Genomic DNA, 13,940 nt, shown 5'->3' on the forward strand with positions numbered 1-13,940 from the left:
TATAATCTTTATTTAAATTTTTTTTAACTACTCTGTGGTGGGCCCCACCAAGCCGCCCACCACCCCCCACCCCCCCCCCGCCCGCGCCGCGCAGGAACCGGGCGCGGCCTTCGTCGTGGCAGCTGCAGGGCTAGGGCGTTCGAAACACGCCCTAGCCGAGCGGGTGCATCCAGCCGTGGGTGTCCTCGGCGACACCGCGCTGGATGTCCAGCAGGCGCTCGCGCAGCTTCAGCGTGACCTCGCCGGGCGCGCCCTCGCTCTGGGTCCACTCGCCGCCCGCGGACTTGACAGTGCCGACGGGGGTGATGACGGCGGCCGTGCCGCAGGCAAAGACCTCGGTGAGGGTGCCGTTCGCGGTGTCGGCCCGCCACTGGTCGATGGAGACGCGGCCCTCCTCGGATTCGTAGCCGAGGTCGCGGGCGACCTTGAGCAGCGAGTCACGGGTGACACCGGCGAGCAGGGAGCCGGTCAGGGTCGGGGTGATGATCTTGTTCCCGTACACGAAGTACAGGTTCATGCCACCGAGCTCCTCGACCCACTTGTGCTCCACTGCGTCGAGGTAGGCGACCTGGTCGCAGCCCTTCGCCGCGGCCTCCGCCTGGGCGAGGAGGGACGCGGCGTAGTTGCCACCGGTCTTGGCGTCGCCCATGCCGCCGGGAACGGCGCGGACGCGGTCCTCGGAGAGCCAGATGGAGACCGGCTCGACACCACCGGGGAAGTAGGCGCCGGCGGGCGAGGCGATGACGACGAAGAGGTACTCGTTGGCGGGCTTCACGCCGAGGCCGACCTCGGTCGCGATCATGAAGGGACGCAGATAGAGCGATTCCTCGCCGCCGTGGGCCGGAACCCATGCCTTGTCCTGCTGGACCAGAACGTCGCACGCCTCGATGAACGTCTCGACGGGCAGTTCCGGCATGGCCAGCCGGTGCGCCGAGGCCTGGAAACGCCTGGCGTTCGCCTCGGGGCGGAACGTGGCGACGCTGCCGTCGGGCTGGCGGTAGGCCTTGAGGCCCTCGAAGATCTCCTGCGCGTAGTGCAGGACCGTGGTCGCGGGGTCGATGGAGAGCGGGCCGTAGGGGACGAGCTGGCCGTCGTGCCAGCCGCGGCCCTCGGTCCATCGGATCGTCACCATGTGATCGGTGAAGTAGCGTCCGAATCCGGGCTTGACCAGGATCGCCTCGCGCTCCGCGTCGGACAGCGGGTTCGAGGAAGGCTTGAGCTCGATCGTGGGCGTCGTCATGTGTGCGTGTCCTTCACCGGTTGTGTGTGATGGACCGCGCTCACGCCGCTCGTGCCGGACAGGTGCTAGGACGTCCGAGCTTCACCGCAAGCCACGGCCCCGTTCGATTATCGCTCCCGGGCGGCCGTGCACGAAATGATGCGAATGCGGTCCAGTGGTCGATGGTGGCACCCGGGACCGCACAAACGAAGCCGCCGGGTGCGGTTGCGACCCGGCGGCTTCGAAGACGGAGTCGTCGGGTCAGCTCGCTACGCGTACCGCGAGCGCGTCGCCGATCTCGTCGGTGGTACGAGTCGTCGTCCGGTCGCGCTCCGCGAGGTCGGCGAAGACGGCATCCTCGATGCGCACGGCCTCGGTCTCGTAACCGAGGTGACGCAGGAGGAGGGCGACGGAAAGGATCGTGGCCGTGGGGTCGGCCTTGCCCTGGCCCGCGATGTCGGGCGCGGAGCCGTGGACCGGCTCGAACATCGAGGGAAACTCGCCGCTCGGGTTGATGTTGCCCGAAGCTGCGATGCCGATGCCGCCGGAGACGGCCGCGGCAAGGTCGGTGATGATGTCGCCGAAGAGGTTGTCGGTGACGATCACGTCGAAGCGTTCGGGCTGCGTGACGAGGAAGATCGTCGCCGCGTCCACGTGCAGGTAGTCGGTGGTGACGTCCGGGAACTCGGCCGCGACCTTGTTGAAGATGTTGGTCCACAGGTGCCCGGCGTGGACCAGCACGTTGTTCTTGTGGACCAGCGTCAGCTTCTTGCGCGGGCGGGCCTGGGCGCGGGCGAAGGCGTCACGGACCACACGCTCGACGCCGAAGGCGGTGTTGACCGAGACCTCGGTGGCGACCTCATGCGGGGTGCCGGTGCGGATCGAGCCGCCATTGCCGGTGTACGGGCCCTCAGTGCCCTCGCGTACCACGACGAAGTCGATCTCCGGCTGCCCCTTGAGCGGGGTCGCGACACCCGGGAGGAGCTTCGACGGCCGCAGATTCACATGGTGATCGAAGAGGAAACGGAGCTTCAGCAGGAAGCCGCGCTCCAGGACACCGGACGGAACCGAGGGGTCACCGAGCGCGCCGAGCAGGATTGCGTCGTGCTGCTTGAGCGCCTGGACATCTGCGTCGGTGAGGGTCTCACCGGTCGCGTGGTAGCGCTTGGCTCCGAAGTCGAACTCCTTGGTCTCCAGCTTCACATCCTGCGGGAGAACAGCATTGAGGACCTTGAGGCCCTGAGCCACGACCTCCTGGCCGATACCGTCACCAGGGATCACTGCGAGATTGATGCTGCGAGACATGTCCGCACCATACTGCGCGTCCCACAGCATGACATATCACGTCCACTATACGGACATTGGCGGCCTGAACGCCTACTGGCGCCCCTCCCCGGACCGGTCTCGCCATGACTGGCCCCGGGGGCCGTTCTCAGTGGCCCGTGGCGCCGCCATTGTCCCTGCGGTCGAGGGCCCGCTGCAGAGCCGCGGCGGCATTCCGGCGCTCCGACTCGGTCGGGCGGTGGGTGTGACGGACTCGGCGGACAGTCGTTTCGGCCATGGTGGATCGACTCCTTGAGATCGCGAGGATTTCGAGATCGAAAAATCGTGAACGTGATTTCGAGATCAGGATTTCGAGGCGCCGGAAGGGGCGGGAAGCGGGCGCCGCAGGGGTTGCCTGCGCGGGGGCGCACACTCACGACCGCCATTCGCTGGATCTAGCGAGAGGTTCGGCTTCTACAAAGCTAGGGCAGCCCGGCCGTTCTGTCTCCACAATTACTCGGACGTCCTACTATCTGAGACAGAAGTTTCCGGCGGCCCGCCCGCTCACAGCACGTCGCCGTCCCGCCAGTCGAAGATCAGCGTCCCGGACGCAGGCGGCAGCACGGCGCCGGCCGCACCGCGGATGTAGGTGCTGCCTTCCTCGTCCGGCAGCCGCTCCACCCCGTTGCGCCCCTGCACGGCGATCCGCCCCGGCCACACCTGCCAGCCGCGCCGCGCGTACAGCGCGGCCCCGGCAGCCGACGCGGACAGGGCCCCGAAGGCGTATGCCCCGTCGACGACCTGTTCCAGCGCGGCCATCACCTGCCCGCCGAGCCCTTCCCGGCGACGGTCGGCACGGACGGCCACGGACTCCACATATCCGATCCGGTACGAGCGGCCTTCGTGGACCACCCGGCGCTGGACGACGCTGCCGTGCGCGAGGAGCCCGCTGCCGTCCCGAACCCAGGCATGGATGCCGCCGAGGCTGTGGTCCCAGTCGTCGTCGCTGAAGTCGCCCTCGAAGGCGGTTTCCAGGAAGGTGCGGATCTCGTCAAGGGCGGCCGGGGTCAGCCGGTAGGTGTGCGCGGTGTGCAGAGTCGGTTCAGTCATGCGCTCCAGCCTCGCAGGCCCCGCAGCCTTCAGGTAACGGCCTCATTCTCGAGGGGCGGAGATGGAAACCGCCTCCCGGCCGGCAGGGGAACCGGACGGGAGGCGGGAATCATGGCGGGGCGCCGGGGGTGCGGCGCCCCGGGGGGCGTCAGCCCTGGTGGGGGTAGGTGTAGTCGGTCGGCGGAACCAGCGTCTCCTTGATGGCCCGGGTCAGGGTCCAGCGCTGCAGGTTCTGCGGGGCGCCCGCCTTGTCGTTCGTACCCGAGGCACGGCCGCCACCGAACGGCTGCTGGCCGACGACGGCACCGGTCGACTTGTCGTTGATGTAGAAGTTGCCCGCGGCGTACCGCAGCTTCTCCATCGTGTGCGCGGCCGCGGCGCGGTCGCCCGCGATGACGGAACCGGTCAGCGCGTAGTCGGAGACCGACTCCATCTGCTCCAGCATCTCGTCGTACTTGTCGTCCTCGTAGACGTGCACGGCGAGGATCGGGCCGAAGTACTCGGTCGTGAAGACCTCGTTCTCCGGGTCGCTGCACTCGATGACGGTCGGGCGGACGAAGTAGCCCACCGAGTCGTCGTACGTGCCGCCCGCGATGATCGTGCAGGACGGGTCGGACTTGGCGCGGTCGATCGCGGCCTTGTTCTTGGCGAACGAGCGCTCGTCGATGACGGCACCGATGAAGTTCGACAGGTCGGTGACGTCACCCATGGTGATGGAGTCGACCTCGGCCGCGAACTTCTCCTTGAAACCGGAGTTCCAGATGGAGGCCGGAATGTACGCACGGGAGGAAGCCGAGCACTTCTGGCCCTGGAACTCGAAGGAGCCACGGGTCAGTGCGGTCTTCAGCACGGCGTGGTCGGCCGACGGGTGGGCGACGACGAAGTCCTTGCCGCCGGTCTCGCCGACGAGCCGCGGATAGGTGCGGTAGTTGGCGATGTTGTTGCCGACCGTCTTCCACAGGTGCTGGAAGGTGGGGGTCGAACCGGTGAAGTGGATACCGGCCAGGTCGCGGTGGTTCAGGGCCACCTCGGAGACGGCGATGCCGTCACCGGTCACCAGGTTGATGACGCCCTTGGGCAGACCCGCCTCCTCCAGGAGCTGCATCAGCAGCACGGCGGCGTGGGTCTGCGTCTGGGACGGCTTCCACACCACGACGTTGCCCATGAGAGCGGGGGCGGTGGGCAGGTTGCCCGCGATGGCCGTGAAGTTGAACGGCGTGATCGCGTAGACGAAGCCCTCCAGCGGGCGGTGGTCCATGCGGTTCCACACGCCCGGCGAGTTGGCCGGCGGCTGCTCGGCCAGGATCTGGCGCGCGTAGTGGACGTTGAAGCGCCAGAAGTCGACGAGCTCACAGGGAGTGTCGATCTCGGCCTGCTGAGCGGTCTTCGACTGGCCGAGCATCGTGGATGCGGCCAGCGTCTCGCGCCAGGGGCCGGACAGCAGCTCGGCGGCGCGCAGGATGATCGCGGCGCGGTCGTCGAAGGACGTCGCCCGCCAGGCCGGGGCGGCGGCCAGCGCGGCGTCGATCGCGTCCTGGGCGTCCTGCTGCGTGGCGCCGGCGAACGTACCGATGACGGCCTTGTGGTTGTGCGGCTGTACGACGTCGAAGCGCTCGCCGCCGCCCATCCGCTTCTCGCCACCGATGGTCATCGGAAGGTCGATCGGGTTCTGGCTGAGCTCCTTGAGCTTCGCCTCGAGGCGGGCGCGCTCCGGGGAACCCGGGGCGTAGGAGTGGACCGGCTCGTTGACCGGCGCGGGGACCTGAGTAACAGCGTCCATGAGTGCCTTGTCTCCTTGTATCAGGGGGGTGGGGGTCAGCCGGGCAGGTCAGCCCTTGGTGAGGATGGAGCGGCCGAAGAACAGCAGGTTCGCCGGCTTCTCCGCCAGGCGGCGCATGAAGTAGCCGTACCAGTCGGTGCCGTATGCGGTGTACACGCGCATACGGTGGCCCTCGGCCGCGAGCCGGATGTGCTCGTCGCTGCGGATGCCGTACAGCATCTGGAACTCGTACTCGTCCAGCTTGCGCCCTGCCTTCCGGGCCAGCTCCTGGGCGATGGCGATCAGACGGGGGTCGTGCGACCCGATCATCGGGTAGCCCTCGCCCTCCATCAGGGTCTTCAGGATGCGGACGTACGCCTTGTCGATCTCGGCCTTGTCCTGGTACGCGACGGAGGCGGGCTCCTTGTAGGCGCCCTTCACGATGCGGACGCGGCTACCGGCGGCGGCCAGGCGGCGGGCGTCCTCCTCGGTGCGGAACAGGTACGCCTGGATCACACAGCCGGTCTGCGGGAAGTCCTTCCGCAGCTCGTCGTGGATGGCGAACATCGAGTCGAGGGTGGTGTGGTCCTCGGCGTCCAGCGTAACCGTGGTGCCGATCGCGGCGGCGGCCTCGACGACCGGGCGGACGTTGGCGAGCGCCAGCTCGTGACCTCCGTCCAGCGACTGGCCGAACATCGAGAGCTTGACGGACATCTCGGCCTTGGCGCCCAGGCCCAGGTCCTTGAGGCGGTCGACCAGTTCGAGGTAGGCGTCGCGGGCGGCGGCGGCCTGCTCGGGGGTGGTGATGTCCTCGCCCACCACGTCGAGGGTGACTTCGAGGCCCTTGTCGGCGGCGTCCACGATGACCGGGACCACCTGGTCGACGGTCTCACCGGCGATGAACCGGTCGACGACCTGCTTGGTGCCAGGTGCGGCCGAGACGAAACGGCGCATCTTGTCGCTGCGAGACGCGGCGAGAATCACGGGACCCAGCACGGGGCACCTCCACGGAAAGTACGAACGAAGGCCATACCGGCAGACAGGGAAAGGAGCGGTACAGCACGGAGAACCACCGTGAAATCTAAGGATCCCTCCGATGGTGTGCCATCGACAGCTGTCACGATCCATTCCCGGGATCTCAGACATATGTCTGAAGGGGTGCGAGAATGGCCGGGTGAAGGGCGATTACCAGGAGCTGGTCGACGAGATCTCCGGGCTGCTCGGCGCCCCCGCGACGCTGGAGAACCGGGACTTCGGCCTGGTCGCCTTCGGTGCCCACGACAGCGACGACGACACGGCGATGGACCCGGTCCGCACCCGCTCGATCCTGACGAGGCGCTCCACGCCCGCGGTCCGCGACTGGTTCGAGGGCTTCGGCATCACCCGTGCCACCGGCCCGGTCCGCATTCCGGCCGCCCCGGAGGCCGGGGTGTTCCGGGGCCGTATCTGTCTGCCGGTACGCCATCGGGGCGTCGTACTCGGTTACGTATGGCTGCTCGACGCGGACCCCGGGCCGACCGGCGAGCAGCTGAAGGCGGCGATGGAGGTGGCGGCCCGGATCGGGGGGCTGCTCTCCGACGAGGCGCGGGCCGGCACGGATCTGTCCCGGGAGTTCGGTGTGGTCCTGACCGCCGTGCGGGGCTGGCAGCGCGACATGGCGGTGGCCGCGCTGCACCAGGCACTGGGCCGGGACGCGGAGGGCCTGCACGCGGTGGTGTGCGTGACCCCGTGGACCGACGATCCGCCGTCGGTCCGTACGGTGTCGTCGGCATCGGCCCTGACCTCGGTCCGGGCCTCCGGGGGCCCCTCGCTGGCCGCGCTGATCCGGCTGCGCTCCACCGACGTCCTCGACCCGGCGCTCACCGCCGCGGACCGGCTGCGTTCCGCCGCAGACCAGCGGCGTTCGCCCGCGGGCTGGTACGCCGCCGCGGGGGTCTCGGTGCCCCGCCGCGGTCTGGCGGACCTGGCCGAGGCCTGGCGCGAGGCGTCGGCCGCGGCCCGCGCGGCGGCGGCCGAGTCCCGCTTCGGCCCAGTCGCTGAGTGGGCGGCGATCGGCCCGTACCGGCTGCTGACCGCGCTCCCCGCACAAGCGGCCGCGGACCCCGCGGTCCGCGCCCTGCTCACCCCGCCGCACAAGGATCTGGCCCGCACCGCTGAGGTGTTCCTGGACTGCGCGGGCCAGGCGTCCCGTACGGCCGCCGCACTCGGCATCCACCGCCAGACGCTCTACTACCGGCTCTCCCGGGTCCAGCAGCTCACCGGCCTCGATCTCAACGACGGCGAGGACCGACTGCTGCTGCACATGGCGCTCAAGGGCGCGCGACTCTGATCCCCGCGCACCACCGCCGAGCCCGGCGCACCCGAGAGTCCCCAACAGCCCGTCCGGCGTTCGGCGCACCCGTCACGCAGGACCCCGGGCACTCAATCCGACCTAGTGCCGCGACAGGCAACGTTCGCCCCGGCCCGCCCTTCGAGCACCGCCTTCAGGCCGTCCGTCAGATCCTGTGCGGACGGCGCCGATTCGCTGTCCATCAGCCACTGCACCATCACGCCCGCGAGCAGCGCCTGGCAGAACAGTCCGGCCACCCTCGCCTTCTCCGGGTCCGTCTCCGGGTCGATGCCGAGCATGTTCTCGGCGAGCCCGTCACGCCGCTCGCGCTGCGGATCGACCAGGGCCTTCCGCAGCTCCGGGTCCTGGTCGATCCGGGAGACGACCTCCATCTGGAGCTGCCAGACGGACCGGGTTTCCTCAAAGCTGTCGATCACCCGCTCCCAGGTGTCCCGGAACTGGTCGAGCGGCGACCGGGGCGCACCGTCGCCACCGTCCGCGGCCTCGGCCGGGCGCTCGGTGAGCACATCGCCCCACTCCTCCGTCACCTTGAGGAAGGCGAGATTGAGCAGGGCCTCCTTGGAACCGTAGTGGTAGCCGATGGAGGCGAGATTCGTACCGGAGGCCGCCACGATGTCGCGTGCCGTCGTCCGGGCGTACCCCTTCTCCAGCAGGCAGCGTTTGGCGCCTTCGAGCAGATCCTCACGGTGTCCCATGACAGCAGCGTACCCGGCATGCAGACGTTCGTGTAAGACGCGCGTCTAATGCCGGGTACGTGGGGTCGTGAGGCCGTCAGTCGGTCAGATTCACCGAACGGGCCGATACCGCACCGATCTCCGTGGAGATCTCGGCGAGCACCGATGCCGGGACGTCGTCGTCAACGGTGAGCACGACCAGCGCCTCGCCGCCCGCGTCCGCCCGCGAGACCTGCATGCCCGCGATGTTGAGACCGGCCTCGCCGAGGATCCGGCCGACCGTGCCGATGACACCGGGACGGTCCTCGTAACGCAGCACCACCATGTGGTCGGCCAGCGCGAGGTCCACGTCGTACTCGCCGACGGCGACGATCTTCTGGAGGTGCTTGGGGCCGGCCAGCGTGCCGGAGACCGCGACCTCCTCGCCGCCCGAGAGCGTGCCGCGGACGGTAACCACATTGCGGTGGTCCGGCGACTCGGAGCCGGTGGTGAGACGGACCTCGACACCGCGCTCCTGCGCGAAGAGCGGGGCGTTCACATAGGACACGGTCTCGTCGACCACATCCTCGAAGACGCCCTTGAGCGCGGAGAGTTCGAGCACCTTGACGTCGTGCTGGGTGATCTCGCCATACACCTCGACGTCGAGGCGGACCGCGACCTCGCCCGCGAGCGCCGTGAAGATCCGGCCGAGCTTCTCGGCGAGGGGCAGGCCCGGGCGTACGCTTTCGGCGATCACACCGCCCTGGACGTTGACCGCGTCCGGCACGAGCTCACCGGCGAGGGCGAGGCGCACGGACTTGGCGACCGCGACACCCGCCTTTTCCTGGGCCTCATCGGTGGAGGCGCCGAGGTGCGGGGTGCAGACGACCTGGTCGAACTCGAGCAGCGGGGAGTCCGTGCAGGGCTCCTTCGTGAACACGTCGAGTCCGGCTCCGGCGACCCGGCCCTCCTTGAGGGCGGAGGCGAGCGCCACCTCGTCGATGACGCCGCCGCGCGCGGCGTTGACGATGCGCACCGAGGGCTTCACCTTGTGCAGCGCCTCCTCGCCGATCAGACCCAGCGTCTCCGGGGTCTTGGGAAGGTGCACGGTGATGAAGTCGGCGACCTCGAGCAGCTCGTCCAGCGAAAGCAGCTTGACGCCCATCTGGGCGGCACGCGCGGGCTGCACGTAGGGGTCGTACGCGACGATCTTCATACCGAAGGCCGACATGCGCTGAGCGACCAGGACACCGATGCGGCCAAGGCCGACGACACCGAGGATCTTCTCGCTCAGCTCGACGCCGGTGTACTTGGAGCGCTTCCACTCGCCGTTCTTGAGAGCGGCGTTGGCCTGCGGGATATTGCGCGCGGTGGCGACCAGCAGACCGCAGGCCAGCTCGGCGGCGGTCACGATGTTGGAGGTCGGTGCGTTGACGACCATCACGCCGGCCTTGGTGGCGGCGGAGACGTCGACGTTGTCCAGACCGACGCCCGCGCGGGCGACGACCTTCAGCTTCTTCGCGGCGGCGATGGCCTCGGCGTCGACCTTGGTGGCGGAGCGCACCAGGATGGCGTCGACATCGGCGATCGCGGGAAGGAGCTCGGCGCGGTCCGCGCCGTTGCAGTGCCGGATTTCGAAATCCGGACCCAGGGCGTAAACCGTGGCAGGCGACAGTTCTTCAGCGATGAGTACGACAGGTTTCGAGCTCACGTGAGTCCTCACAAGTCCAGTGCGGACGGCCGTCCCGACGGCCGCAGGCGGTGGAGGGGCATGCCGCGTGGAAGACGCACGACATTGTGGGCCTGACGCGTGTATGTGTGGAGAAGTGTAGTCATGCGCCAGGAGACATACTGCGCCCCGATGGAAGGATCACCCGCACGGGGGTGGACGACTTGTACACACGCACGACGCCGCATCTTCCGGCGGTGAAGCAGGCGGAACGCCCCGGGGGGCGGATCAGGAGACCCGCCCCCCGGGGCGCCGGTGTTATGCGTCCTCGTCGTTGACCCAGCTCATGAGCTTGCGCAGCTCACGGCCGGTGGTCTCCAGGAGGTGGTCGTTGTCCGCCTTCTTGTACTCGTTGTACTTGGGCAGACCGTTGTGGTACTCGGCCATCCAGTTCTTGGCGAAGGTGCCGTCCTGGATCTCCGCGAGGACCTTCTTCATCTCGGCCTTGGTGGCGTCCGTGATGATCCGCGGGCCGGTGACGTAGTCGCCCCACTCGGCGGTCTCCGAGATGGACCAGCGCATCTTCTCCAGGCCGCCCTCGTACATGAGGTCCACGATGAGCTTCAGCTCGTGCAGGCACTCGAAGTACGCGATCTCCGGCTGGTAACCGGCCTCGGTCAGGGTCTCGAAACCGGCCTTGACCAGAGCGGCGGTGCCACCGCAGAGGACGGCCTGCTCACCGAACAGGTCGGTCTCGGTCTCCTCGGTGAAGGTCGTCTTGATGACGCCGGCGCGGGTGCCGCCGATGCCCTTCGCGTACGACAGGGCGAGCGCCAGGCCATTGCCCGAGGAGTCCTGCTCGACAGCCACGATGCACGGAACGCCGCGGCCCTCCTCGTACTGACGGCGGACCAGGTGGCCCGGGCCCTTCGGGGCGACCATGCAGACATCGACATTGGCCGGCGGCTTGATGAATCCGAACCGGATGTTCAGGCCGTGGCCGAAGAACAGCGCGTCGCCGTCCTTGAGGTTGTCCTTCACGGACTCCTCGTAGACCTGGGCCTGGATCGGGTCAGGGACAAGGATCATGATGACGTCGGCCTCGGCGGCGGCCTCGGACGGGGTCACCACGCGCAGCCCCTGCTCCTCGGCCTTGGCCTTGGACTTGGAGCCCTCGTGCAGACCGACACGGACGTCGACACCCGAGTCACGCAGCGACAGCGCGTGGGCGTGGCCCTGGCTGCCGTAGCCGATGACCGCGACCTTGCGGCCCTGGATGATGGACAGGTCGGCATCGTCGTCGTAGAACAGCTCGGCCACTGGGTTTCTCCTTGGTGTGCAGGTGTTGCGTCCCACCGTACGGCGGGGTGCGGGGGATACGTTTTCGGGTCTCGCCATGCGAGCGGCCCGGTCCGAACGGTTAAGCCGAACGGTCGAGGGCGCGCAGCGAACGGTCGGTGATCGAGCGCGCGCCACGCCCTATGGCGATCGTGCCGGACTGGACCAGCTCCTTGATGCCGTACTGCTCCAGCATCTTGAGCATGGCCTCCAGCTTGTCGGCTCCGCCGGTTGCCTCGATCGTGACGGCCTCCGGCGAGACGTCCACGGTCTTGGCACGGAACAGCTGGACGATCTCGACGATCTGGGAGCGGGTCTCGTTGTCGGCGCGGACCTTCACCAGGACGAGCTCACGCTGGATCGCAGCGGACGGCTCGAGTTCGACGATCTTCAGGACGTTCACCAGCTTGTTGAGCTGTTTGGTCACCTGCTCGAGAGGCAGGCCCTCGACATCGACGACGATGGTGATGCGCGAGATGTCGGGGTGTTCGGTGGTGCCGACCGCGAGCGAGTCGATGTTGAAGCCGCGGCGGGAGAACAGGGCGGTGATCCGGGCGAGGACACCGGGCTTGTTCTCGACCAGGACGGAGAGCGTGTGCTTGGTGGACATGGAGTCGGTCTCTCTCTGTCTCTCAGTCGTCTTCGTTGTCGCCGAAGTCGGGGCGGACCCCGCGGGCGGCCATGACCTCGTCGTTGGAGGTGCCGGCGGCGACCATCGGCCACACCATGGCGTCCTCGTGGACGATGAAGTCGATCACGACGGGGCGGTCGTTGACGGAATTGGCCTCTTCGATGACCTTGTCCAGGTCGGCCGGGTCCTCGCAGCGGATCGCGTAGCAGCCCATGGCTTCGGACAGCTTGACGAAGTCCGGGACGCGGGTGCCCTTCGCCGGGAGGCCCTCGATGTCGGCGCCGGAGTGCAGCACGGTGTTGGAGTACCGCTGGTTGTAGAACAGGGTCTGCCACTGGCGGACCATCCCGAGGGCGCCGTTGTTGATGACGGCGACCTTGATCGGGATGTTGTTGAGCGCGCAGGTGGTGAGTTCCTGGTTGGTCATCTGGAAGCAGCCGTCGCCGTCGATCGCCCAGACCGTGCGGTCCGGCATGCCGGCCTTGGCACCCATCGCGGCCGGGACCGCGTAACCCATCGTTCCGGCGCCGCCGGAGTTCAGCCAGGTGGCGGGCTGCTCGTACTCGATGAAGTGCGAGGCCCACATCTGGTGCTGGCCGACGCCCGCCGCGAAGATCGTGCCCTGGGGGGCGAGCTGACCGATGCGCTGGATGACCTGCTGCGGCGACAGGCTGCCGTCCTCGGGCAGGTCGTATCCGAGCGGGTAGGTGTCGCGCCAGCGGTTGAGGTCCTTCCACCAGGCTGAATATCCCGTCCGGGCGGCCTCACCGACGTGACCTTCGGTGTGCTCGGCCTGGACGGCCTGGACCAGGTCGGCCAGGACCTCGCGGGCATCGCCCACGATCGGGACGTCGGCAGCGCGGTTCTTGCCGATCTCGGCCGGGTCGATGTCGGCGTGGACGACCTTGGCGTACGGGGCGAAGCTGTCCAGCTTGCCGGTGACGCGGTCGTCGAATCGGGCTCCGAGGGCGACGATCAGGTCGGCCTTCTGCAGCGCGGTGACGGCGGTGACCGCACCGTGCATGCCCGGCATTCCGACGTGCAGCGGGTGGCTGTCGGGGAACGCGCCGAGTGCCATCAGTGTGGTGGTGACGGGCGCTTTGGTGAGCTCTGCGAGGACCTTCAGTTCGGCGGTGGCCCCCGCCTTGATGACGCCGCCGCCGACGTACAGCACCGGGCGCTTGGCCTGAGTGATCAGCTTGGCGGCTTCGCGGATCTGCTTGGCGTGCGGCTTGGTGACCGGGCGGTAGCCGGGCAGGTCCTGGGTGGGCGGCCAACTGAACGTGGTCGGCGCCTGCAGGGCGTCCTTGGCGATGTCGACGAGGACGGGGCCCGGACGGCCGGTGGAGGCGATGTGGAAGGCCTCGGCGATCGTGTGCGGGATGTCCTCGGCCTTGGTGACCAGGAAATTGTGCTTGGTGACCGGCATCGTGATGCCACAGATGTCGGCTTCCTGGAAGGCGTCCGTACCGATGGCCCTGGAGGCGACCTGGCCGGTGATCGCGACCAGCGGGACGGAGTCCATGTGGGCGTCGGCGATCGGCGTGACCAGGTTGGTGGCGCCGGGGCCCGAGGTGGCCATGCAGACGCCGACCTTGCCGGTGGCCTGTGCGTAGCCGGTGGCGGCGTGTCCGGCGCCCTGCTCATGACGGACCAGCACATGGCGGACCCGGGTGGAGTCCATCATCGGGTCGTACGCCGGAAGGATGGCGCCGCCGGGAATGCCGAATACCGTGTCGGCCCCCACCTCCTCGAGAGACCGGATGAGGGACTGCGCGCCCGTGACGTGCTCAACGGTGGCGGCGGACGATCCGCCGTTACGGGCCCGCGGCTGGGGATGGTGGGCCCCGGTGGCCTGCTCGGTCATCGGCATTCTCTTCTCGAAGCTGAGGGTTTTTGCGGGTATTTTGCGAGGATTTGCCTGGTGTTAGTGCAACAAAAAACCCCT

12 protein-coding genes are annotated in these 13,940 nt (G+C 68.4%); 1 reads left to right on the forward strand and 11 read right to left on the reverse strand.

Annotated elements, in window-relative coordinates; genetic code table 11:
* Positions 1 to 151: 151 nt before the first annotated feature.
* The 6 genes from ABT115_RS19385 to ABT115_RS19410 form a co-directional block, all read right to left on the reverse strand.
* Positions 152 to 1,240: a branched-chain amino acid aminotransferase gene (locus ABT115_RS19385; RefSeq protein WP_351791084.1), complete on the reverse strand. Its 1,089-nt coding sequence runs from the start codon at positions 1,238 to 1,240 to the stop codon at positions 152 to 154.
* A 240-nt stretch (positions 1,241 to 1,480) separates the two neighbouring features.
* Positions 1,481 to 2,524 carry a 3-isopropylmalate dehydrogenase gene (locus ABT115_RS19390; RefSeq protein WP_351791086.1) on the reverse strand — a complete coding sequence of 348 codons (1,044 nt, stop codon included), beginning with the start codon at positions 2,522 to 2,524 and terminating at the stop codon, positions 1,481 to 1,483.
* A gap of 127 nt (positions 2,525 to 2,651) precedes the next feature.
* Complete coding sequence (locus ABT115_RS19395; protein ID WP_351791088.1) at positions 2,652 to 2,780, reverse strand: hypothetical protein; 129 nt, start codon at positions 2,778 to 2,780, stop codon at positions 2,652 to 2,654.
* Between the two features lie 266 nt (positions 2,781 to 3,046).
* Entirely contained in the window at positions 3,047 to 3,592 is a 546-nt protein-coding gene (locus ABT115_RS19400) for a GNAT family N-acetyltransferase (RefSeq protein ID WP_351791091.1), read from the reverse strand.
* Positions 3,593 to 3,740: 148 nt separating this feature from the next.
* On the reverse strand, positions 3,741 to 5,372 hold the full coding sequence (pruA, locus tag ABT115_RS19405) for an L-glutamate gamma-semialdehyde dehydrogenase (RefSeq protein ID WP_351791093.1): 1,632 nt from the start codon (positions 5,370 to 5,372) through the stop codon (positions 3,741 to 3,743).
* 48 nt (positions 5,373 to 5,420) lie between these two features.
* Positions 5,421 to 6,347: a proline dehydrogenase family protein gene (locus ABT115_RS19410; RefSeq protein ID WP_351791095.1), complete on the reverse strand. Its 927-nt coding sequence runs from the start codon at positions 6,345 to 6,347 to the stop codon at positions 5,421 to 5,423.
* Positions 6,348 to 6,525: 178 nt separating this feature from the next.
* Here ABT115_RS19410 and ABT115_RS19415 point away from each other — a divergent pair, with 178 nt between their 5' ends.
* Complete coding sequence (locus tag ABT115_RS19415; protein WP_351791097.1) at positions 6,526 to 7,680, forward strand: PucR family transcriptional regulator; 1,155 nt, start codon at positions 6,526 to 6,528, stop codon at positions 7,678 to 7,680.
* Between the two features lie 92 nt (positions 7,681 to 7,772).
* Here ABT115_RS19415 and ABT115_RS19420 read toward each other — a convergent pair whose 3' ends face one another.
* The 5 genes from ABT115_RS19420 to ABT115_RS19440 all read right to left on the reverse strand — a co-directional run bounded on the left by ABT115_RS19420 (position 7,773) and on the right by ABT115_RS19440 (position 13,865).
* Positions 7,773 to 8,396, reverse strand: coding sequence for a TetR/AcrR family transcriptional regulator (locus ABT115_RS19420; RefSeq protein WP_351791099.1), 624 nt, complete (start codon positions 8,394 to 8,396; stop codon positions 7,773 to 7,775).
* Between the two features lie 76 nt (positions 8,397 to 8,472).
* Positions 8,473 to 10,065, reverse strand: a complete 1,593-nt coding sequence (gene serA / locus ABT115_RS19425; RefSeq protein WP_351791102.1) for a phosphoglycerate dehydrogenase — start codon at positions 10,063 to 10,065, stop codon at positions 8,473 to 8,475.
* A gap of 276 nt (positions 10,066 to 10,341) precedes the next feature.
* Positions 10,342 to 11,343, reverse strand: a complete 1,002-nt coding sequence (ilvC, locus tag ABT115_RS19430; RefSeq protein ID WP_351791104.1) for a ketol-acid reductoisomerase — start codon at positions 11,341 to 11,343, stop codon at positions 10,342 to 10,344.
* Positions 11,344 to 11,443: 100 nt separating this feature from the next.
* On the reverse strand, positions 11,444 to 11,971 hold the full coding sequence (gene ilvN / locus ABT115_RS19435; protein WP_351791106.1) for an acetolactate synthase small subunit: 528 nt from the start codon (positions 11,969 to 11,971) through the stop codon (positions 11,444 to 11,446).
* Positions 11,972 to 11,993: 22 nt separating this feature from the next.
* Positions 11,994 to 13,865, reverse strand: coding sequence for an acetolactate synthase large subunit (locus tag ABT115_RS19440; RefSeq protein ID WP_351791109.1), 1,872 nt, complete (start codon positions 13,863 to 13,865; stop codon positions 11,994 to 11,996).
* Between the last annotated feature and the right edge of the window lie 75 nt (positions 13,866 to 13,940).

This window comes from Streptomyces sp. NPDC001832 (assembly GCF_040297265.1).
GTDB lineage: Bacteria > Actinomycetota > Actinomycetes > Streptomycetales > Streptomycetaceae > Streptomyces.

Bases quoted from the DNA above. Each gene is read 5' to 3' on its own strand.
- ABT115_RS19385 (WP_351791084.1), bottom strand. From the start codon at position 1,240: ATGACGACGCCCACGATCGAGCTCAAGCCTTCCTCGAACCCGCTGTCC.
- ABT115_RS19390 (WP_351791086.1), bottom strand. From the start codon at position 2,524: ATGTCTCGCAGCATCAATCTCGCAGTGATCCCTGGTGACGGTATCGGC.
- ABT115_RS19395 (WP_351791088.1), bottom strand. From the start codon at position 2,780: ATGGCCGAAACGACTGTCCGCCGAGTCCGTCACACCCACCGCCCGACC.
- ABT115_RS19400 (WP_351791091.1), bottom strand. From the start codon at position 3,592: ATGACTGAACCGACTCTGCACACCGCGCACACCTACCGGCTGACCCCG.
- pruA (WP_351791093.1), bottom strand. From the start codon at position 5,372: ATGGACGCTGTTACTCAGGTCCCCGCGCCGGTCAACGAGCCGGTCCAC.
- ABT115_RS19420 (WP_351791099.1), bottom strand. From the start codon at position 8,396: ATGGGACACCGTGAGGATCTGCTCGAAGGCGCCAAACGCTGCCTGCTG.
- ilvN (WP_351791106.1), bottom strand. From the start codon at position 11,971: ATGTCCACCAAGCACACGCTCTCCGTCCTGGTCGAGAACAAGCCCGGT.
- ABT115_RS19440 (WP_351791109.1), bottom strand. From the start codon at position 13,865: ATGCCGATGACCGAGCAGGCCACCGGGGCCCACCATCCCCAGCCGCGG.